At 40.1% G+C, this 19065-nt stretch carries 24 protein-coding genes and 1 pseudogene; 8 read left to right on the top strand and 17 right to left on the bottom strand.

Features of this window, described 5'->3' with window-relative positions:
• Nucleotides 1-13: 13 nt before the first annotated feature.
• The 5 genes and pseudogenes from ACHSBP_RS18575 to ACHSBP_RS18555 all read right to left on the bottom strand — a co-directional run bounded on the left by ACHSBP_RS18575 (nucleotide 14) and on the right by ACHSBP_RS18555 (nucleotide 2702).
• Nucleotides 14-286 (bottom strand): glutathione S-transferase family protein, encoded by a 273-nt coding sequence (locus tag ACHSBP_RS18575; RefSeq protein WP_395390243.1) that lies wholly within the window; start codon nucleotides 284-286, stop codon nucleotides 14-16.
• Nucleotides 287-430: 144 nt separating this feature from the next.
• Nucleotides 431-634: pseudogene (locus tag ACHSBP_RS18570) on the bottom strand (glutathione S-transferase N-terminal domain-containing protein); the annotation flags it as partial.
• 59 nt (nucleotides 635-693) lie between these two features.
• Entirely contained in the window at nucleotides 694-1113 is a 420-nt protein-coding gene (locus ACHSBP_RS18565; protein WP_138632288.1) for a hypothetical protein, read from the bottom strand.
• 51 nt (nucleotides 1114-1164) lie between these two features.
• Complete coding sequence (locus ACHSBP_RS18560; protein ID WP_395390242.1) at nucleotides 1165-1467, bottom strand: hypothetical protein; 303 nt, start codon at nucleotides 1465-1467, stop codon at nucleotides 1165-1167.
• 164 nt (nucleotides 1468-1631) lie between these two features.
• Nucleotides 1632-2702: a DUF1254 domain-containing protein gene (locus ACHSBP_RS18555; protein ID WP_395390057.1), complete on the bottom strand. Its 1071-nt coding sequence runs from the start codon at nucleotides 2700-2702 to the stop codon at nucleotides 1632-1634.
• A 191-nt stretch (nucleotides 2703-2893) separates the two neighbouring features.
• Between ACHSBP_RS18555 and ACHSBP_RS18550 the strand changes: the two genes are divergently transcribed.
• A complete protein-coding gene (locus tag ACHSBP_RS18550) occupies nucleotides 2894-3361 on the top strand; it encodes a hypothetical protein (RefSeq protein ID WP_010558537.1) in 468 nt (155 codons plus the stop codon).
• Nucleotides 3362-3831: 470 nt separating this feature from the next.
• The gene (locus tag ACHSBP_RS18545; RefSeq protein ID WP_395390056.1) at nucleotides 3832-5451 is read left to right on the top strand and encodes a diguanylate cyclase; all 1620 of its coding nucleotides are present in this window, start codon (nucleotides 3832-3834) and stop codon (nucleotides 5449-5451) included.
• Between the two features lie 21 nt (nucleotides 5452-5472).
• Here ACHSBP_RS18545 and ACHSBP_RS18540 read toward each other — a convergent pair whose 3' ends face one another.
• From ACHSBP_RS18540 to ACHSBP_RS18530, 3 genes are read right to left on the bottom strand one after another with little or no spacing between them, the layout of a single operon-like run.
• Entirely contained in the window at nucleotides 5473-6138 is a 666-nt protein-coding gene (locus ACHSBP_RS18540; RefSeq protein WP_395390055.1) for a TVP38/TMEM64 family protein, read from the bottom strand.
• 8 nt (nucleotides 6139-6146) lie between these two features.
• Nucleotides 6147-6605, bottom strand: a complete 459-nt coding sequence (locus tag ACHSBP_RS18535) for a DUF2141 domain-containing protein (RefSeq protein ID WP_395390054.1) — start codon at nucleotides 6603-6605, stop codon at nucleotides 6147-6149.
• 1 nt (nucleotide 6606) lies between these two features.
• Nucleotides 6607-7341, bottom strand: coding sequence for an SDR family oxidoreductase (locus tag ACHSBP_RS18530; RefSeq protein ID WP_395390053.1), 735 nt, complete (start codon nucleotides 7339-7341; stop codon nucleotides 6607-6609).
• Nucleotides 7342-7539: 198 nt separating this feature from the next.
• Here ACHSBP_RS18530 and ACHSBP_RS18525 point away from each other — a divergent pair, with 198 nt between their 5' ends.
• The gene (locus ACHSBP_RS18525; protein ID WP_395390052.1) at nucleotides 7540-8070 is read left to right on the top strand and encodes a Crp/Fnr family transcriptional regulator; all 531 of its coding nucleotides are present in this window, start codon (nucleotides 7540-7542) and stop codon (nucleotides 8068-8070) included.
• Nucleotides 8071-8227: 157 nt separating this feature from the next.
• Here ACHSBP_RS18525 and ACHSBP_RS18520 read toward each other — a convergent pair whose 3' ends face one another.
• From ACHSBP_RS18520 to ACHSBP_RS18505, 4 genes are all read right to left on the bottom strand, one after another.
• Nucleotides 8228-9130: a DUF4350 domain-containing protein gene (locus ACHSBP_RS18520; protein WP_395390051.1), complete on the bottom strand. Its 903-nt coding sequence runs from the start codon at nucleotides 9128-9130 to the stop codon at nucleotides 8228-8230.
• A gap of 68 nt (nucleotides 9131-9198) precedes the next feature.
• Entirely contained in the window at nucleotides 9199-9918 is a 720-nt protein-coding gene (locus tag ACHSBP_RS18515) for a hypothetical protein (RefSeq protein ID WP_395390050.1), read from the bottom strand.
• Between the two features lie 425 nt (nucleotides 9919-10343).
• Nucleotides 10344-10922: a hypothetical protein gene (locus ACHSBP_RS18510; RefSeq protein ID WP_395390049.1), complete on the bottom strand. Its 579-nt coding sequence runs from the start codon at nucleotides 10920-10922 to the stop codon at nucleotides 10344-10346.
• 113 nt (nucleotides 10923-11035) lie between these two features.
• Complete coding sequence (locus tag ACHSBP_RS18505) at nucleotides 11036-11353, bottom strand: hypothetical protein (RefSeq protein WP_395390048.1); 318 nt, start codon at nucleotides 11351-11353, stop codon at nucleotides 11036-11038.
• A 123-nt stretch (nucleotides 11354-11476) separates the two neighbouring features.
• Here ACHSBP_RS18505 and ACHSBP_RS18500 point away from each other — a divergent pair, with 123 nt between their 5' ends.
• Complete coding sequence (locus tag ACHSBP_RS18500) at nucleotides 11477-12631, top strand: IS110 family transposase (RefSeq protein WP_395390047.1); 1155 nt, start codon at nucleotides 11477-11479, stop codon at nucleotides 12629-12631.
• A 399-nt stretch (nucleotides 12632-13030) separates the two neighbouring features.
• Here the strand turns inward: ACHSBP_RS18500 and ACHSBP_RS18495 are convergent, their stop codons facing one another.
• From ACHSBP_RS18495 to ACHSBP_RS18475, 5 genes are all read right to left on the bottom strand, one after another.
• Nucleotides 13031-13426, bottom strand: coding sequence for a cupin domain-containing protein (locus ACHSBP_RS18495; protein WP_395390046.1), 396 nt, complete (start codon nucleotides 13424-13426; stop codon nucleotides 13031-13033).
• A 124-nt stretch (nucleotides 13427-13550) separates the two neighbouring features.
• The gene (locus tag ACHSBP_RS18490) at nucleotides 13551-13868 is read right to left on the bottom strand and encodes a hypothetical protein (RefSeq protein ID WP_395390045.1); all 318 of its coding nucleotides are present in this window, start codon (nucleotides 13866-13868) and stop codon (nucleotides 13551-13553) included.
• Nucleotides 13869-13938: 70 nt separating this feature from the next.
• Nucleotides 13939-14406, bottom strand: coding sequence for a hypothetical protein (locus ACHSBP_RS18485; protein WP_395390044.1), 468 nt, complete (start codon nucleotides 14404-14406; stop codon nucleotides 13939-13941).
• A gap of 134 nt (nucleotides 14407-14540) precedes the next feature.
• Nucleotides 14541-15218, bottom strand: a complete 678-nt coding sequence (locus tag ACHSBP_RS18480) for a hypothetical protein (RefSeq protein ID WP_395390043.1) — start codon at nucleotides 15216-15218, stop codon at nucleotides 14541-14543.
• A 564-nt stretch (nucleotides 15219-15782) separates the two neighbouring features.
• Nucleotides 15783-16610, bottom strand: a complete 828-nt coding sequence (locus tag ACHSBP_RS18475; RefSeq protein WP_395390042.1) for a TIGR02285 family protein — start codon at nucleotides 16608-16610, stop codon at nucleotides 15783-15785.
• Nucleotides 16611-16838: 228 nt separating this feature from the next.
• Between ACHSBP_RS18475 and ACHSBP_RS18470 the strand changes: the two genes are divergently transcribed.
• From ACHSBP_RS18470 to ACHSBP_RS18455, 4 genes are all read left to right on the top strand, one after another.
• Nucleotides 16839-17276, top strand: a complete 438-nt coding sequence (locus tag ACHSBP_RS18470; RefSeq protein ID WP_395390041.1) for a GNAT family N-acetyltransferase — start codon at nucleotides 16839-16841, stop codon at nucleotides 17274-17276.
• Between the two features lie 164 nt (nucleotides 17277-17440).
• A complete protein-coding gene (locus ACHSBP_RS18465; RefSeq protein WP_395390040.1) occupies nucleotides 17441-17962 on the top strand; it encodes a GrpB family protein in 522 nt (173 codons plus the stop codon).
• 43 nt (nucleotides 17963-18005) lie between these two features.
• The gene (locus tag ACHSBP_RS18460) at nucleotides 18006-18410 is read left to right on the top strand and encodes an MAPEG family protein (protein WP_395390039.1); all 405 of its coding nucleotides are present in this window, start codon (nucleotides 18006-18008) and stop codon (nucleotides 18408-18410) included.
• An 8-nt stretch (nucleotides 18411-18418) separates the two neighbouring features.
• A complete protein-coding gene (locus ACHSBP_RS18455; protein ID WP_395390038.1) occupies nucleotides 18419-19057 on the top strand; it encodes a class I SAM-dependent methyltransferase in 639 nt (212 codons plus the stop codon).
• Nucleotides 19058-19065: the final 8 nt, after the last annotated feature.

Raw genomic sequence — 19065 nt, 5'->3', positions numbered from 1 at the left:
ATGAATCATAGAGTTAGAAGTCTTCTCGGGCTTTTAGTTCGGTAAAATCACTCATCACCCAAGTTTTATAACCGGGGCGAGATTTAAGATCGTGATACCAATCACTTACATGTTCTGGCAAGGGTATCTCTAAACCTTGCGACGTTAATCGGTAAATCACCGCGCCAACAACAATATCTGCAAGTGAAAGTGTATTTCCTGCTAAGTAAGAGGTTTGCTGCAATTGCTTATTAATGGTTGCTAAACAATCGATGCAACTGTCTAAATGACGGTTGACAATCACCATATCGCGCTTGTTAGGCGGCATTCGGTAATATCCCCAAAAAGTACCCATAAAAGCACGCTGAAAAATGGTTTGCGACCAATCGAGCCAACGTTCATACAACGAACGCTCAAACGCATATACCGGATACCACGTTGGGCTACCGTATTGCGCGGCTAAATACCTAAATATAGTATGCGACTCCCAAACAGCTCGCCCGTTATCAACCAATACAGGTACTTTGCCCATCGGATTGAGCTGTTTAAACTCGCTATTGTCTAAACCACCAAAACGACCGCCTAGCTCATTATGCTGAAAGTCGAGATTAAGTTCAGTTAAAAGCCACAGTACTTTTTGCACATTAAACGAGGTATTACGACCATAATGCGCTAAACCTAACTCAAACGGCTTAGTTTAAATCTGTAAAATCACTATAAAGTTGCCCATGTTTGTTTAATGCCAATCAAATGCACCAGACCAAATACCAAGCAAATCAATGAGCTCCAAAGCCAAAATTCGGGGCTTCGTCCGATAGGGGATGAAATAAAGAAAAAGCCCGCAATGCCGCGCGCCAAATATATAAAGGTAATTAAAATCAGCGCCAAGCGCAGCAAAGGTAACTTTATAAATAGTCCTGCCGCAGAAAACGCATAGGCAGACCAGATTGCGAGCACCACAAAAATAACACTCGTAATAAGCGCAGGTTGATGACTGCCTTGCTCTGCAAGCCTTGCCATTTGTTCACCTGCGCCCAACATACGATACCAAGGCGCACCAAAGTAAATGCACGCCAAATGCAACAAGGCGGCGCAAGCGCTTAACCCGCCTGCAATTAACAAAAATACGTTCATATTTGCCTTATTTTGCTAACCTAATTGCCTGCTAAGTTAGCTCACTTTGTCTCAATATCCCCAAATAATGCATACCAGACTTAGCAACACGCCACTAATAATAAGGCTTTGCTGTATTTTTGAATTCACTAATGTGGGTAATTTATAAGACGCTGAAAACAGTTTACCAATCGGCGTAAAAAAGGTTTTTGGTGCTAAACCAAGGCCGACAAGAATAAGAAAAACAGCAACTATGTTTATCAGATCTCGAATATGTAGGTCGTAATGGAAAAAATCATAAATTCCGGTGGCTAAAACTAAACCACCAATTAAAAAACAAATTACCGTAGCAGTTTGTTCTTTTTCATCATCCACATTCAATGTGTATAACTCCTTTTTTGAAAAATTTTATAACACAATTGTTAACAAGTTGTCACTATAAAGAGTTTTTAAACACATTACCGAAACCCTAAAACGAGAAAAGAGCTATTAAAGCTCTTATCGGCGACCATCAACCTCAAAACCATAGAAGAATAGCGTTACTCTAACGATTCAATTTTTATATTAGCTTCCGCTTCTTTCATATAATTCATAATGTCATCAACACTTTTCGGTGCATACAAGCGAATTAAAATAGTCCAGTCCTTTACCACATCAATATTATTGGCTTTTTCGGGCGCGTTAAAATAAAAGGTGTAGGTCCCGACTTCGTTGGCTTGTGCTGTAGTATTATTAAGCGCGAAGTTTTCCTTAACAATCCAACCTTTTTTGTCGTATGTGGTAACTGAAAAGAACCCGCCTTTTTCATAATTTAATGGCGGTGGGGGCAATGTTAATTTACTTGGGGCCCCCTCTAGTGCCTTACCTGTTGGCTGAATCGTATTCAAATACGCTGCATCTTTAATAGGTAAACCAAAAATACCCACTGCCGATGCAATTAAAAACTGCTTGTCTTCAACCTCTTCTTTCTTACCAAAATAGAATTCGGGCTTATCTGCTTCTGCCATTCGAGCTTTAAGCCTTTTGCGCGTTTCATCTAAGCTGGTTTGATCAAAACCTTTCGCTTTATAGGGATTAGCAGAATTACTTTTTATCTCAACACTATTTTGATGTTTATGTGCCTCCAAATATCCCGCTTCATCAAGCGTTCGAACACCAGTTCGCATATTTAAAAATAAGTGGTTGCCAAGCGCTACATCTTTTGGTGTAAATGTTTTTTGCTCTCCAGGATAAATAGACGCAATGGTATATTGATTCTCATCAATAACTTGAATCACTGAAAACACATCCCAATCGGGGTTTATTAATGTTGCCCCTTTTGAAATATCTACAACCGCATGGCTGTACATAACATCGCGGTTTTCTCGCACAACAAACTGATTATCGATACTCGACATTGCCCGAGAATGTCTAAACGTGTTTACCTCATATTCGTTAGAGTGATTCAGCATGTATAGATCTGTTTCGGCAATGGTAAAGTTCCGTTCATCAACAATAATCTTCCCATCATCTGTATATTGAAATGCATATGAAGGCTTTGCTTTTCCCCCGTCGCAACCAAGTATATTTAGTAATGTAATAACCAAAACTAGTAACTGTAAAAATTTCAAAGCGCCTCCTTAACAAACAATCAAACTTTTCGCTATTTATCCAATCGTGGTGTCATTAATACAACCATATTATTTGTATAACACAGATGAATAAAAAACACACAACACACACTTAAATATATAATATTATTTAAAAATCTTTTTCTGATATACTCACGTAATTAACACGATTAAATATACGATGGCATAAAGTGAAGCTAAAACTGATCATATGCATTTTCTTTTTATCTACAGCTAACGTTGTATTTGCAAGTCAACTCAAACCCTTTACCAGTGATGGTTGCAGCGCCTTTCCCGACGGAACGTTTGAACAAAACAGTCTTTGGCTCAACTGCTGTGTTGCGCACGATTTAGCATATTGGCAAGGTGGCAGTTATCAGCAACGTAAAGATGCCGATATGGCACTTAAAATATGTGTTGCCGAAGTGGGTGAAAAACAAATAGCAAATTTAATGTTGGCAGGCGTACGCGTTGGCGGCACTCCATTTTTACCTACCACATTTCGCTGGGGCTATGGCTGGCCTTACCCTAGAATGTATGGCGAGCTAACCTTAGATGAACAAAAGCAAGTTGCCGAGAAACTTAAACAATTACCCAAAAACAAAGCCATGCTTACAACATCAAATAAAGCGGTGTTGTTACGCGATCTATTGAAGTAAGCTGTTTTTTGTTGGCTTTGCGTTATCAGCCAAAAATTGGCAGACAACGGCGCGAGTGAAATGCTTGAACAATCCAGCGTACATCTTAATGAGAACTCTCGTAAATTCATGGTATAACTCGAGTTTAAAATTGGCACTTAATGCAAAACTTCATTGAGTGCCAACCAATCTCCACTCACTCAGGTTAAATACAGCTTACCGTAAGTGTAAAGCCCCATTACACTTCCTGCACAGAAGTAAAACGACTAATCACCTTTGGTACCCCCTCCTCTTTTAGCCAAATATTAGAGTAAAAATTTAACGCAAAAAATCAGAGTAAATAGGCGCTAAAAGCGCGTTCGTTAATAACGCTTGAAATTGACGATTTACACTCGCTTGCTCGGCGCAAAGTTAAATACTTTCCTATACTCATAAATACGTGTGTTAAGCCACATCGCGCTACTCTCACATTTTTTGCTACAGGCTTGTATATGTTTAATTTTATCGCGCGAAGTTTGCGTATTAAGTTACTACTTGTATTCGTGATTATGCTACTTGCATTTTCAAGCGTGCACTTGGTGATCCGCCAGTATTGGACCATTCCGCAACTAGTCGCACTGGAAGTAGAAAAAGATAAAAAGGATATTTACAAACTCAATTCTGCACTGCTTAGAGTGTATAACGAACTTGAAATGCTGGTGTACGATAACGCCGTGTGGGATGAGCTTTACAACGTGATCCTGACGCGTGATTTAGACTATTTGGAAACTAACTTTTTTATTCCTAAATCGTTTGTTTCACTAAAAATAAATGGCATGAGTTTTTTTGATAAAAACCAAATGCTAATTGACGAATTAGCGATAGATCAAAACAACAATCCGCTATCAAGTTCCCCTTTTAAATCACTGCCGCCAAGCCTTAAAAAAAACTTGCTGATCAGCAAGCAAGAAGTGATAAACAACGGACAACAAACACTGTTTAAACAAGGGCTAATTACCCTTAATGACAGACTTATTTTGTTCGTAAGCGGGAGTGTTTTACCATCATCGGGCGTGGGTGACTTAGCCGGCACAATGTTAGTTTGGAGTTATTTTGATGGCAAAATTGCGCACCAACTTAGCGAAATAACCCAAACTACAATAACTGCCGCGCAAGCTGACACTTTCTCCGCCTCAACGCCTGTTATCGATTTTAACCAGCTGGATGCACAAACCCATATTCGCACCAAACTTTCGAATATTCATGTGAAATTTAATGACATATTCAATAAGCCAGCGTTGATCCTGAGTTATCCCACACCCAAGCGAATGTTTGATGACAGCCCATTTGAAATGTCAATGGTTATGGCGCTATTAATGTCGTTGGTCGTACTGCTTATTATCTATTTTATTCTTACCATTATGATTATTGAACCGCTCAATAAGCTCAAAGCCACCGTCAGGGAAGTAATGGATCGCGGTAATTTTCAACTCACAACAAACTTAGAACGCACCGACGAAATAGGCCGTTTAGCGCTGCTTATTGATGTGTTATTTAATAAAGTACATGTGCAACAACATGCACTAAAACATAACAACCGCCAATTAAAACGATTAAGTGATACCGATCCGCTCACTGGCATTGCTAACCGCCGCGCCATGATGCAAGTGTTAGAACAATTAACACCATCGGCTATGCCAATTAGTGTGATCATGCTAGATGTTGATTACTTTAAAAAATTCAACGATAGCTACGGCCACCAGCAAGGTGACTTGGCGTTAAAACACGTGGCTAAAACCTTAAAACACCATACTCGCCGACAAAATGATGTAATTGCTCGCTATGGCGGCGAAGAGTTTGTGGTTGTGCTGCTCAACACGTGCCAAAGTGATGCACGCAATATGGCATACGCCATACGCGAAGCAATAGAGGAACTTGCCATTGAGCATAAAACGTCTTTGATTTCGCAATTTTTAACCGCATCAATTGGCGTTAGCTGTTGTGATGAGTTTGATAATTTTTCTATTGAAACGCTATTTCACCAAGCTGATAGCGCACTATATAAAGCCAAAGAGCAAGGCCGAAACTGCGTAGTAGATTACAACAGCGAAATGCACAAACATGCAGTTTAGCCTCAACTCGGTTAACACTCTTTACGTTAATAGCTGGCGTTTCGCTTTCGTTACTTTGCTAAACACAAACCAACCACTCCAAAATAACGCGGTTAAACCAATTGCGGTAAAAATTGCAGGTTTGGGATTTTCAACCGAACTAATCGAACCGGCATAACAGGCAATAACAGCATAAGGTACCGTACTCACCAACCACAAAATGCAAAACTTCATAAAAGGCATTTTGGTCATACCCGCCATACACGCTGAAACTTCGGGCAAAATTGGCGTCGCTCTTGAAAGTAAAATCACTACTGCGCCATGTTGCTGAAACATAGTTACTGCATCAATTTGTTTTTGCTGATCGTTTACTAAAAAGTTCAAAAGAAAGTGACCGTAACGCCTACTTAAGCCATAACCACAACCTCCCGCAAGGCTCAAGCCTATTACAGCGCTTATCGACCCAACTAATGGGCCAAGAATAAACCCTGCTAGCAACATCACAGTTAACGTTGGAATAGCAATAAATAAGTCTGCAAACAGCAGTAATACAATAACAACACAAACATAAATTGCATCAACCGATTTGGCTATTTCAAACCACGCTTCTACTTTTGAGACGGTTACCAAGCCGGTTGATTTTAAAATAACGAAAGTCGAGGCAAAAAATATCGCTAATGTCAGCATAACCTTAACTAAAGAAGTCATATTTCCTCCTACGGATAAATAACCGGAATTGTCAGTGATAACGTTTGGCTATCACCCACTATCGCAGCGTTTTTAAACGTAGGTGCTCCCCGCCAACTTAACGTGGCACCATTTGAAAATCCAAGTCCTTCTGAAGGAATAATGCCAGTCCAATTCTTGGTGACTTTGCGGTCGCCAATTTCGTCGTGCAGCACTTTCACCGCAAACACTGGTAACTCAAGCTCAAGGTGAAAGCGTAATTGCGTGTTATCTGCAGGCGTTGCTAATGTGTAAATTGCTTTATCATGCTGTTTGGGAAAACCAGTCTCATTAAAAATCATCAATACAATGTCGCCAGGGCGTGCTGTATCAATGTTTGTCACGTGTACGGTTAGCTCGCTTTTATTTGCCTGTGCCACAGGCGCAAACGTTAATGCCGATGTTACGCTTGCTACTATGGCTTTTCGTTTTATAAATTGTTTTAACATATCAGTATCCTTTCATCATGTTGTAAGCCATTGAGGGAAAACACCGCAATAATCCACGCAATAACTTAACTTTACCGATATTGTTTTCTAATTGCTTGGTTTCTATACCGTGAATAATCTCACGAGCAGCGTGTTGTGCAGTTATTTTGCCGCTCCCCCGCCCTTTGGTCATAGGCGTATCCACTAATGGTAAAAATGCCTGCAACACCTCAACATTGGTGTTGGCTAATTGGTAGCCTAGGCTTTTTGAAAAGGTGTTAACCGCGGCTTTACTGGCACAATACACCGCCGAGTTTGTTTTTGGAGCAAGTGCCAATCCCGAGTTAATGTTAACGATAAAAGCAGGCGAAGTGCTTTTCTGTAATGCGGCTAAAAACAAATAACTAAACGCACACACCGCGGTAAAATTAACATCCACTTCGGTGCGTAACATGCCATAGTTGAACATTGGGTCGGTAAAACAGGCTATGTTTTGAATTGCCGCGTTATTAATCAATACATCAATTGCACCATGGCGCTGCGTAATGTTATTCACCACCGACACATAACTTTCAGGCTGTGCTAAATCACACTCGTAGGCCATAAGCGTTTTAAATTCGAGCGCTAATGGTTTTAGCCGCTCACTGTTTCGCGCTATCACCAATACGGTGTTGTGCGCAGCCAGTTGTTTAACCAATTGATAGCCAATTCCCGACGTGCCGCCCGTTACCACAATGGTTTTATTGATAAGCTTCATAGTTTCCCTTTTATGCCATTTGAAATTGGCATTAACACTATGAAAACAGGCAATCAGCGGCATTAACCTAGGTTAAAAATCACAAAAAACTGATCAAAAAAGGCAATTAGTTTGTAGAATAGCTAAAACGTGTTGACCGTTACGCGCTAAGTTGACCGTTACGCGCTAATAAGCAAAAGGATATGGGAATTAAAAAGGATGAATTTAGAAGAATTTATAGCAAAACATGGCGTAGCGCAGTCGCTCGAAAAAGGGCAACATGTGTTCTACCAAGGCGACTCAAGCAATTGCCTTTATTTTGTAAAAAGCGGCCTGCTCAAAGCCTATTACTTAAGTGATGATGGCAAAGAAACCATAAAGTCATTTATTCAATGTAATAACGTGATTGGCAGTATTAGTGCGGTTACGGCAAACACACATTGCACGTTTAACTTAATTGCACTCGCGCCAAGCGAATTAATCCGTTTTAATTTTAACGACCTACAACATTGTATCGCGCAATCCCATACGCTAGCGCAAAGCGTCATTGCCATGCTGTTAAATCACTCAATGAAAAAAGAGCAGCGCGAATTTGAGTTTTTAATGCTGCCAGCGGAGGAGCGCTATACGCGCTTTAAAGAAAAAGAACCTGAACTTGTAAACAAGCTTACACAAAACGATATCGCAAAATACCTTGGCATTACCCCAGTCGCCCTCAGCCGAATTAAACACCGCTCCACGAGGGTGTAATGGTTACTCAAATTTTTATTGTATGAAGTAAATACACAGCTAGAAAATGATTGTTAGTTAGCTTGCCGAAAAGAATTAAAGCTGGTTTGTCGCAAAGGCTACAGCCTGCAGTTTATCCTTTTAAACGGCATATTAGCATGCAGAGCACAAGCATCGGTTACATTAACCTTGACAGCCAGTGCATAACATTTAGTAAAAATTGTTCATTTTGTTCCGCGCCATTAGATTCTAAACCGTACTTTTTTCCTGTTGCAGCTACAAATTGTGACGAGAACATCATGCCCTCAGAAAACACCGCAACCCGCCCTTCACCAACTTCCAAAACAGCACATTGATGCCAACCATTCATTGATACCCTAGGAGTTTTCGCATTTATTTGAAAAGGAATTTCTGGAACGATAGACGTTGCCCTTTTACCCAAAGTTAAAAGAGGTTGTGCTTTCGCTGGTATTTGAAAAGCAGAACCACCAAACGACTTAACTTGAGTGATTCGCTCTGATTGAGAGTCACCTTGGGTAATCGAATGTTTCGCAAGGGATTGATCATCGATACGGAACAACGCATCACGAACATGACCATTACTAAATTCAAAGCCAAAAGCAGATGATAGGTTCTCTATCACTTTTGGAAAAGGGGTGTGATCGGCAACTAAAAAAAGAGAGCCTCCCTGTATTACCCACTGTTTAACGGCTTCAACTTCACTACTGTAAAATGCATTTGTGAACGGGGGAGTCCAGTCGCGTCTATTTTTATCTAGCGCATTGGCTACTACCAATATATTCGCTTGTTGCAAATACGCTAAAGTGAACTTTTCACTACTAGATTTTACCGTATAACCATCACTAGAAAGAACTTGTGCAAAAGGCTTGTATCGGCCATTTTTTGTCAGAAAATTATTATGAGCCTCATCAATAAATACCACAGAGCTATTAGATTGCGAAAACGTCTTTTTAATATTCTTAGGAACAAAATCAGGATCGGCTTGTTGATCACTATCAGAACAAGACATCACTGCCACTAAAGAAAGTCCTAAAAAGATTGTTTTACAGACAGATTTCATTTAAATATTCCATATCATTTAGTTCGCTGTAGGGTGAAGTGTGCTAACGCCTTTAACAGCTAATCGTGTTAGGTATTTTTGCGAAAAACCCGCTTAACAAGCTGATCTGGAGGTGACAGATTACAACTTCTCACACTTTGAGCACCCCCCCATGCTTTAAGCACTTTGTTTTCACCAGATAGACCACCAAGTAACAACTGAAAAGAAATTTGCTCTGCTAATACTTGACCTGAAGCTCGGTCATTTACCCAAAACATAAATGGCCTGATGTCATATTCATCAACTTCACCATATGCGTAAAGTATGTTGTATCGTGCTAGGTAATCGTCATCATGAACTCGAGTAATATCACAGTTCCCTAGAAACGTTTGATCAGCTTGTTCTACAGTTTTTACTGAGATCCGAGTATTTTCATAGCAACTTTGCGATTCTAGCTTTCCATTTTTTCTATTATATTTGTACCGCACTTCACTAATATTGGTTGGCTCCAATAGTAGCCGTTGCAATACATATGAAGGTCCGTATATCTGATCTAACACTGGAAGATCTGCAGAACCAATAGGCATATTAGAGTCATGCCCACCAGAAATTACTTTTTGGCTGGCTATGTTAGCCCGAATGGCAAATGAGTGTTCACCAAGATTTACTTCTCCAACAGCTGAGTTATCAATAATAAATTCAGATGAATACTGTAAGCACCGAGACTTAAATTCTTGGATCTTTTCTTCATCGGACATGCCACAGCCACTCAAGCAGACAAATGCCACAAGAGCTAATAACTTATTCATTAGATGCACTCCTTGTCTAACCGGCTAAAATCCTTAGTTAAAATTTGTTTGGTACGAACAAAGCCAAGCGTTACTAGCCCATGCGTTATTACATAGTTAGGTGCGATTTTGATCAATATCGTGACCACAGTTATAACAATTTGATGATGGTAAGCGATATTTGTAAAAAGCTTGCATAACCTGATTTCTATGACACTTTTGACAGGTATAACCTAAAGTTTTAACTACTGATAAAACACCAAGCACCACGCTACCAATATAAAACGGGTTAACAAAGAAATCATCAACGGTTGTATGTTGGAACTGGTAGCCTATGATGCATAAGATTAACAAAACCAAATATATTTTAAACTGAACACTACGCTTCAATTTAACCTCTCTTTCGTCGGAGCACTTAACGTCCGCATATGCGCTTGTTAGTAGTACTATTTACAAATACTATCAGGTTGAATTTTATCTAAAACTCCTGTTTTTAAGTTGAAGCGTAAGCTACCACCTAAAACATGAGGTACGTATAAGTAGCCATAACGTAAATCAGGCTCCAACTCTAAGCAACGCCATTGAATGGAAGATACGCTACGGCCCAACTTATCAAAATCGATCTTATTTGGAAAAAGCTCCGCTAGTTCGTATTCCTTAATTAACTCACCATTAGGTGCATAAATCACAATAACTTTTCCAGAACCAGTTGAATACCAATTGTCTATAGTTACTAATGTACCATCATCTGCTACCAGAACCTTAATTGGAGATGCAGGATTTTTTAACTTCACCTCTTGATAAAGATTATAAGCATCAATCCCATTCCACTTAAAATATAGAGCTTTCGCAAAAGCTTTTTCTGAACTATCTGGTTCATGATTAAGAAAGCCTTCACCGGGTGTGATTCTTACCACAACTGTAGAGTTTTCGCTTAAAGCAGATGTAACTTCTGGACTTCCCCATTTGTCTGCAGAGGAAAGATTTGAAAAGGTTATTAAGACAAACAATAGTAGATATTTCACTGCATTTCCTTGTACTGTTAACGCCTTACTAATGGACGCAGAAATGCTTGGCTAAAATTAGCGACGAAGGAGCACAAGCCTACTGTTTTGCGTCCCACTGTTTAATTAATTTGTTATATTTCACTTAGCACAAAAGCATTATTTTTATCTGGTGTTAGCTTGAACGAGGGAGGTTTGCCTGACTCCCAAGGTGCTAAGTTTTTGTCGATGAACCATTGACCGAACTTTTTGTTAATCAACTCTATACAGGTGTTATTCCAAAAAGAAGCTTTTTTAACATTGGCTTCTAATTTAACTCCATTGGGTAAAGTGACGAATACCGTTTCCCATTCTGGATCGAAAAAGGAGTCACGATCTTCTACTGATAATTTAACTCCGTATCCAGCGCCCGTAGCTTTATGTTCGCCATTATTCCATGCTTTAACTATCACCAGACTCTCCGTGAAATATAGACATAATGACTCCCACACGGTGCTAGCCTCCGCATTTTCGTGGGTTAGCTTAAAGCCAGAGCCATAATTAGTTTGTCAAATAACTAAATAGCAGAGGCTAGCATGACTAAACATAACATACTTTTCATTGGCTTAGATACTCATAAAGAGTTTGTGGAAGTAGCGTATATTGAAGACAATCGCGGGGCACAACCCATCCACTTTGGACGAATATCTTCAGCCAAATTAGCCATAAAGAAGCTCATTCGTCAGTTTGAGTCAAAATATCCTCATGCAACTCTGCATTTCGTTTATGAAGCTGGCCCCTGTGGATACTGGATTTATCGCTTAATCTCTTCTCTTGGGCATTGCTGCTACGTGGTTGCCCCTTCCCTTATTCCTAAAAAGCCAGGGGAGCGCGTAAAAACTGACAAGCGTGATGCACTTAAACTGGCTAAATTACTTAAGTCTGAGGACTTAACCCCTATTTATGTACCTGAGCCTGAAGACGAAGCCATTCGAGATTTGTCTCGTGCTCGAGAAGTCGCGATGAAGGATTTAAAAGATGCGAAGTACCAACTTAAGGCACTGCTTCTTCGCAACAATATTAACTACGCGGGTACTGCAAACTGGTCTCTCAAACACTTACGTTGGCTCACCGAACTGGTATTGCCACACCCTGCACAGCAAATCGTTTTACAAGAGTTTATTCAAACTATAAACGAGCGAATTGCACGATTAGAGCGACTTGATAACGAACTAACACACCATGTTTATCAATGGCGTTATTACCCCGTTGTTAAAGCAATCCAAGCGATGCGTGGTGTGCGTTTACTTGTGGCTGCAGGCGTTGTCGCTGAGCTTGGCGATTTAACCCGCTTCGACCATCCGCGTAAGCTGATGAGTTACCTCGGCCTTGTACCAAGTGAACACTCAAGTGGCGGTAAAAGGCATATTGGCGCAATTACTAAATGCGGCAATGGTCGAGCAAGACGATTGTTAGTCGAAGGTGCGCATAGTTACCGCCATGCTGCCAACATCTCGACTGAACTACAAAAGCGACAAGAAGGCTTACCAAAACAGATTATTGATATCGCCTGGAAAGCACAATTAAGACTGTGTAAACGTTGCAAAAAGCTCATTAACAAAGGTAAGCATTACAACCTTGCTGTCACCGCCATTGCCCGTGAAATGATTGCGTATATCTGGGCAATCGCAAAACAAATTGTACTCTCTCCGATAAATCCTAAATTAAGATTATCGAGAGTACCGGCTTAATATGAACGAATTAGAGTTAATGCATTGGGTCAAGCATCGGGTGTGGCACAACCACCGACGGCGTTAGGATGGCGATGCTGCTAACGCAGCATTGAACCACGAACATAGACTGAAGACAGGTGCCACGTCGAATTAAGTAAAGTCTGCTCTGTTACTATAAATAGTAATAATCAACGAATACCAGCATGAAAACCGACGAAATTACTTGCTTCATCCTATGCGTTAACTCGCTCTAATTCGAGTTCAAGATTATGGCTTAAAGTTAGGCAAGGATCAGTGTGTTTAACTTGACAGTGGGAGTCATACCAACGCCCCGTTCAGGGGCTTTTAATAGTTGACTAAAATAAAAAACGCAGTGAGGGAAGCCAACTGTTAAAAGCCCCTTCCTGCAACAGCTTGTTATGTACCGTTTGGTTTATCTATGCTGTGCTCCGTTGGTTGAGGCGTAATTGTCATTACTTTCACACCAATAGGTGATTCAAACCGATGCCATACACCTTTAGGGATAACCAGCATTTGACCAGATGATAATTCGTTGCGTAGCTCTTTTTCTCCACTTAAAAGAATCAATGTCGTTTCACCGTCCAAAACCTGAACGAATTCGTCACCATTTACATGCCTTTCCCATTCACTATAACCAGAATAGTGAGCCACGTATATTCCGCCATCTCTATATTCAGATAACAGTGCAAATGCATTTTTGGCTTCTTCATCTGTAGTTTCAGGTGTTCTATTTTTCAAGAACTCTACTCTAGTGAATTCGCTTTCAATGGTAATCGCAACAGATTTCGACACTTACTGGCTCCCTTTAGGTACATAACGCTTGCCGTAAACGGCACAAAATAGCAGGCTAAAATTAGCGACGAAGGAGCACAAGCCTGCTGTTTTACGTCCATTGTTTAATTAATATGTTATGTTTCTAGTATTCTTCGCCTTCGTCACCAACAACTTTGGCATCCAGAAGTTGCGCTAGCTGTTTAGCTTTTTTGATTTGAGCTTTATCACTACCCAAGGTAATACTGCCATTGGCGTAAGTAAAATGATACTTTCTTCGTAAGATTGGGCTCGTCCAAACGCAACTATTTGGTGTTTGAATTTCTATAGTCTCACCCGTTTGTGGGGTCGTTGCTTTGGCAGTATGTTGGACACGTAATGAAGAGTCACTGTCACAAATAGCTAACCATTCACTTTCGGAAATTCGATTTTCACGCTCAATATGCAAACTATACGAAGCCATAACATTCCAACTTGTTAAAATTAAGGTCCCAACTAAAAATTTACGCATACTTGCCTAGAAACATAACGCCCTAATCAGCCGTGCAGCTGTTTGGCGTCGGATGAATTTGTTTGTTAGCCATACTGGCCTCGATTTTTACTTTTACACCTGACATATAGTCTTGGTTGAACCAAAGTAACCTATCTACTGGAAAGTGACTAAACGTTAATTCAATATCTGAGGTCCAGACCACTTTTAAATTCTCAGGCTTACCGTCCAATCCGAAGAATCCGTTATACTCTTTACCTGATTCTACATCTACGATGTTTACTCCAGTTTGCCAGTTAGTTGTTGCTCCACAATCTGAATAACCAAGCTTCGCAATTTTTTTACCATTCGGCGAAGTAAATTCCGCGACGTCGGTATAAGAGCATAATGATGGGCCTTCAATTCCTAAAAGATCCATTCCGTATCCCAGGGCCTTAAATCCAAACCAAATAAAGAATAAAGCTGCACCAAGATTCCAGACTGATTTTTTAACCTTTGCAACAACGCTCATGCAGATCCTTATGTATGGCTAACGCCGCTGTAATGGGCATTTTTTGTGTAGTGGAGTTTTGCGGAAAAATGGCGTAGCCACCGCAAAACGGAGCGAAGCAAAAAATGTCCCATTGACAGCTTTGTTATACTATATCACTCAAAACAACATGATTTTTGGGTAACGCCTTCCATGGTGTTAATCCCGTCAAAAATTGAGTGAATTCGTAGGGAGTATGAATTACCGTTCAAAACTCCATCTTCAGTAGCTATACGGTACTCCGGTGCCTCTAAGGGATTAGGGAGTACAGATGGGGTGAGATTGTATTTGGTATTAATTGTAAGGGGAACATCTTCACCATTAGCCCTAAACAAAGAACCTTCCCCAACGCCAAACGCTTTGGATTTACACTCTGATGGGTACACTTTTTTTAAATACACCGAGTGGCCTATCAGATCATCCGGTAGGTCAATATTTCCTTCTATATCAATATCCAAAACAAGTGCCTCATTTGTATAGTAGGCTTTTCCATGCATATTGATTAGACCCCCTGCAAGCTCTAACCTCCTTTCAACTTCGTACTCAATGACTCCCATAGAAGTCATATTTTTTCCACCGTTTCTGGTGGATGCGCCGGCGCCACAACAATTGCTAACTATAAAAGTAGCTATAGCGCTTGGATGAAATTTTGGAGGTATTTTATTGAAATTTAATATTGACTCGTAAACTCCTAGAGTTCGAATCACTCCAGCACCATTAACAATAATATCAGTATTGTTAATATTACCTTGGGCTTTAATATTAATTGGCCACGGGAATTGTATGTTGTTCATAGTATCTCCTTTTGGTTTTAAAAAACCCTCTACTACTCACTACAGAAGGGATGTATCACTCTGGTATAACAATTTAATATCGACCCATTGGGTCGTTTTTCTACCGAGCCACGGGTCATTTTTATCATTGTACCAGTTCTAACACACTAACTAACGTGTTGCTACAGTTATACTTTTAATCAATATAAAAATTATGAAAAGGATAAAAACGACCTAATGGGTCGTTTTCCTGAATATAGGAGAAACGCATAGCAACTGAGCATAAAATCAGTGCTGAAAAATAATTTTTTATGGCCGCTTTTCGCGCATTGCCAACTTTGCAGACTGTTGCTAAAAGTCTTTTCCGCTCAACTAAACCCCAAAGCAAAGTTATGAACACGAGAATAAACTTCACGTAAAAGGGCTTACATGGATGACTAGCACGTTACTTGCTGACGTTTGTTTGAAAATTTAAATTGTACTTGAGCATTGAAACCGTAAACATGTATTGCTAACAATTAAAAAACACCACGCACCTAATACCGCTAATTACACCTAACACCACTAACAAAGCCTAACCAAACGCTAATATTCCCTTAAATACGGTTTTAATGTCGGAGCCATATGCTGTGGTAACCAACGCAGCATTACAGTTGTAAAATGCTTACTGTGGTTAAGCTTTGCAAGCGCTTCATCAATCGCTTTAATTGCAATGTCGCCTTTCGGGTTTTTGCTACAACCAATATACCCGGTTGCTACCGCTTTAGCTTCTTGCACGCTCAGTTGCGTTAGCTCATTATTGGCGTCCATCAATTTGCTTAAATAGGCGTGTTCGCTGGGGTAGCCCAAAATAATATCCACCCGCCCTTTTAATAACATATAGGTTAAGCTTTCAAGCGAGTCGCGGCCTGCGCGAGTTGATAGCTGTTCGCTAGGCGATGATTTTAGTATTGCATCTATTTCTTTACTGTATGACCGATTAAGTGTGGTGCCTACGGTTAAACCGTGATTTAAAATTAAATAACGCAACGACACATCAGTACTGTTGCCAAGTTCTAATTTATCAACCGATGATTTACGCATGGCAATAGCAGGCGATAACCCAAGTGTAGAATATTGCTCGGTAAAGCTAATAAACTGCTCGCGTTCTTGATTGCGATACAAAGACGCCATACAAAATACCTGGTCACTCCTGCCAAGCGCTTTCACCGCTCTACTTGCCGGCATAACATGACGTTTAAATTTATAACCCACTAATTTTTTAGAAACCAAATCAATTACTTGCTCGTCTCTTCCCTGACCCATGTATTCGCCTTTTAAAATATAGTAAGGAGGGTAATCAACCACAATCCAATTGATCACTTCAGCTAGGCAATACGTGGGGAGCAGCAATACAAGTAACAAAATGCGCACTTTTTTCGCCTCAAATTTAACCACGTTATAAGTCTAGGCTAACACGCTGAAATTTCTTCATAAGAACAAATTTAACTAATAAATAGAGTGTTTATACCAGAGTGTGTTGACCTTTACGCTCTAGCGCTTAAATATGAGCAAAACTTAAATACATCGCTTTATGCTGTTTCACGGGGTAAACTAATTTTTCGCGGCTGCACATCAATTTCAGTCACAAAGAGAAATACCATGATTGTAGAAAATGTGCTTCCTAACGACTACGCAGAATTGCTAGCTGTTTGGGAAAATTCAGTCCGAGCAACGCATGACTTTATTACAGAACAGGACATTGCGTATTTTAAACCCATTATTTTAACGCAGGCGTTTCCAGCGGTAACGCTAAAGCGTATTAAAAATGATTTGGGTGCAATATTAGGATTTATTGGCGTTCATCAAAACAAAATTGAAATGCTGTTTGTGCTTAATGCGGCACGCGGTAAAGGCATTGGTACATTATTGTTGAACTATGCCATTGATCAGTTAGCGGCAACAAAAGTGGATGTAAATGAGCAAAACCCTCAAGCTGTTGGTTTTTATCAACACAGGGGATTTCACATTAATGCCCGCTCGCCAATTGATGATTTGGGTAAGCCCTTTCCAATATTGCATATGACATTGCAGCCTTAAACAATAACCATGTAACACGGCTCGGTTGGTCGTCACCACATTGTTAGAACATAAGCCCAAAGCTAATAACTTTGGGCTTTTGCGTTTATGTAAAAGTCTAATTACCGTTGTTGATATGCCTATAAAAGACAGCGTTTTAATCAAATAACAATAAAGGAAGTAGCATGCGAAAAATCGAGGTCATGACTTACACACCACTATGGCGTGAACACTTCGAGCGTGAAGTCGCGTTAATTTCAGCGATACTTGTTGGTAACTTAATCGCAATTGAGCATATTGGCAGTACGTCGGTGCCTAATTTGGCGGCAAAGCCAGTGATTGATATTTTGCTAGAAGTAAAATCCCTCGATGTGCTCGACACATGCAACGCAGCCCTTCAACACATTGGCTACAAAGCCAAAGGGGAAAATGGCATTAGTGGTCGGCGCTACTTTCAAAAAGGTGGGAATAAACGCAGTCATCACATTCATGCCTTCGCAAAAGGGGATGAGCACCTCTTTAAGCATCGCGCTTTTCGCGACTACCTTATTGCAATGCCAAATATCGCTACTGAATACGCTAAAATCAAACAAGATGCAGCAATAAGTTGTAACAATAACAGTGCGTTATATTGTGAATTAAAATCAGATTTTATTGCCCAACATCTTGCTCTTGCAGTACAGTGGCATCACAAAAATAATCTTTAAACGGAACTGGCGTATTTAACCCAATTTTATACGCAACAATATCATGGTCGACCTAACTCAATATCACCTTACCCTGTTAGCCCTTGGCTTAACCGCAATGTTAATGATAGTGCAGCTGTTAATTGCCGATGTACTGGCAATTGTAAAAAAGCACCCTCCCGGATTTCCAGTTGAAAACAATCACGCAAATTTATTATTTCGTGCCAATCGCACTCATCTAAACAGTAATGAAAGCATTGCCATTTTTATGTTAAGCATAGCGTTTGCGATTGCCATGAATGCCAATAGCAATATGGTTAACGGAGCCGCGCTCAGTTACTTTGTTGCACGTGCCCTGTATGCAATTTGTTATTACTTAAATTTAAAATTATTGCGTAGCGCATTATTTGCCATCAGTTTAGTGGCGCTTATTGTGATAAATATCGCAGGTTTTATTGCGTGGTTTTAGAGGAAAACATGGATTATAACGCTCTCTCGGTCGATACATTTAATCGTTTAGCAAAGCAATACCAAGACAAATATATGGACTTCGACCATTATTTTGATAGCTACGATACCTTTTGCCAGCTATTAAAAACCAAAAATGCCAGTGTGCTCGAAATTGGCTGCGGTCCAGGTAATGTAACTAGGTACCTATTAAATAAACGAAATGATCTTCAGATCACAGGCATTGATCTGGCACCCAATATGATTGAACTTGCCAAAGCGAATAACCCAACAGCCGAGTTTAGGGTAATGGATTCACGTAATTTAAGTGATTTAAATCATCGCTTTGATGCTGTATTTAGCGGTTTTTGTACACCTTATTTAAACACCCAAGAAGTTGAAAGTCTTATTAAAAATGTGTCGAACTGTTTAACAGCAGGCGGGCTTTTGCATATCAGCACTATGGAAGGTGAAAATGCTCGTTCAGGCCTGCAAACATCCAGCAAGGGCGACCAAATGTACATTTACTATCATACCTTTAGCGACCTTACAGCCATGCTTGAAAAATACGCATTTGAAATAATTAAGGTTAACCGTAAAGTGATGAATTCAGATGCAACAACGCCTGATACAGATCTGTTTATTTACGCTAAAAAACGCGCGCAATAGGAAATACC

This window comes from Pseudoalteromonas sp. XMcav1-K (genome assembly GCF_044005875.1).
Lineage (GTDB): Bacteria > Pseudomonadota > Gammaproteobacteria > Enterobacterales > Alteromonadaceae > Pseudoalteromonas > Pseudoalteromonas spongiae.
Note: the sequence above shows the minus strand (reverse complement) of the source record. Positions and strands in the feature narration are given on the sequence as shown.

Excerpts from the sequence above, each read along its gene's own strand:
- ACHSBP_RS18480 (WP_395390043.1), bottom strand. The coding sequence starts at position 15,218 with ATGAACAACATACAATTCCCGTGGCCAATTAATATTAAAGCCCAAGGT.
- ACHSBP_RS18545 (WP_395390056.1), top strand. The coding sequence starts at position 3,832 with ATGTTTAATTTTATCGCGCGAAGTTTGCGTATTAAGTTACTACTTGTA.
- ACHSBP_RS18540 (WP_395390055.1), bottom strand. The coding sequence starts at position 6,138 with ATGACTTCTTTAGTTAAGGTTATGCTGACATTAGCGATATTTTTTGCC.
- ACHSBP_RS18525 (WP_395390052.1), top strand. The coding sequence starts at position 7,540 with ATGAATTTAGAAGAATTTATAGCAAAACATGGCGTAGCGCAGTCGCTC.
- ACHSBP_RS18515 (WP_395390050.1), bottom strand. The coding sequence starts at position 9,918 with ATGAATAAGTTATTAGCTCTTGTGGCATTTGTCTGCTTGAGTGGCTGT.
- ACHSBP_RS18565 (WP_138632288.1), bottom strand. The coding sequence starts at position 1,113 with ATGAACGTATTTTTGTTAATTGCAGGCGGGTTAAGCGCTTGCGCCGCC.
- ACHSBP_RS18520 (WP_395390051.1), bottom strand. The coding sequence starts at position 9,130 with ATGAAATCTGTCTGTAAAACAATCTTTTTAGGACTTTCTTTAGTGGCA.
- ACHSBP_RS18470 (WP_395390041.1), top strand. The coding sequence starts at position 16,839 with ATGATTGTAGAAAATGTGCTTCCTAACGACTACGCAGAATTGCTAGCT.
- ACHSBP_RS18465 (WP_395390040.1), top strand. The coding sequence starts at position 17,441 with ATGCGAAAAATCGAGGTCATGACTTACACACCACTATGGCGTGAACAC.
- ACHSBP_RS18535 (WP_395390054.1), bottom strand. The coding sequence starts at position 6,605 with ATGTTAAAACAATTTATAAAACGAAAAGCCATAGTAGCAAGCGTAACA.
- ACHSBP_RS18485 (WP_395390044.1), bottom strand. The coding sequence starts at position 14,406 with ATGAGCGTTGTTGCAAAGGTTAAAAAATCAGTCTGGAATCTTGGTGCA.
- ACHSBP_RS18530 (WP_395390053.1), bottom strand. The coding sequence starts at position 7,341 with ATGAAGCTTATCAATAAAACCATTGTGGTAACGGGCGGCACGTCGGGA.
- ACHSBP_RS18490 (WP_395390045.1), bottom strand. The coding sequence starts at position 13,868 with ATGGCTTCGTATAGTTTGCATATTGAGCGTGAAAATCGAATTTCCGAA.
- ACHSBP_RS18455 (WP_395390038.1), top strand. The coding sequence starts at position 18,419 with ATGGATTATAACGCTCTCTCGGTCGATACATTTAATCGTTTAGCAAAG.
- ACHSBP_RS18460 (WP_395390039.1), top strand. The coding sequence starts at position 18,006 with ATGGTCGACCTAACTCAATATCACCTTACCCTGTTAGCCCTTGGCTTA.
- ACHSBP_RS18500 (WP_395390047.1), top strand. The coding sequence starts at position 11,477 with ATGACTAAACATAACATACTTTTCATTGGCTTAGATACTCATAAAGAG.
- ACHSBP_RS18575 (WP_395390243.1), bottom strand. The coding sequence starts at position 286 with ATGGTGATTGTCAACCGTCATTTAGACAGTTGCATCGATTGTTTAGCA.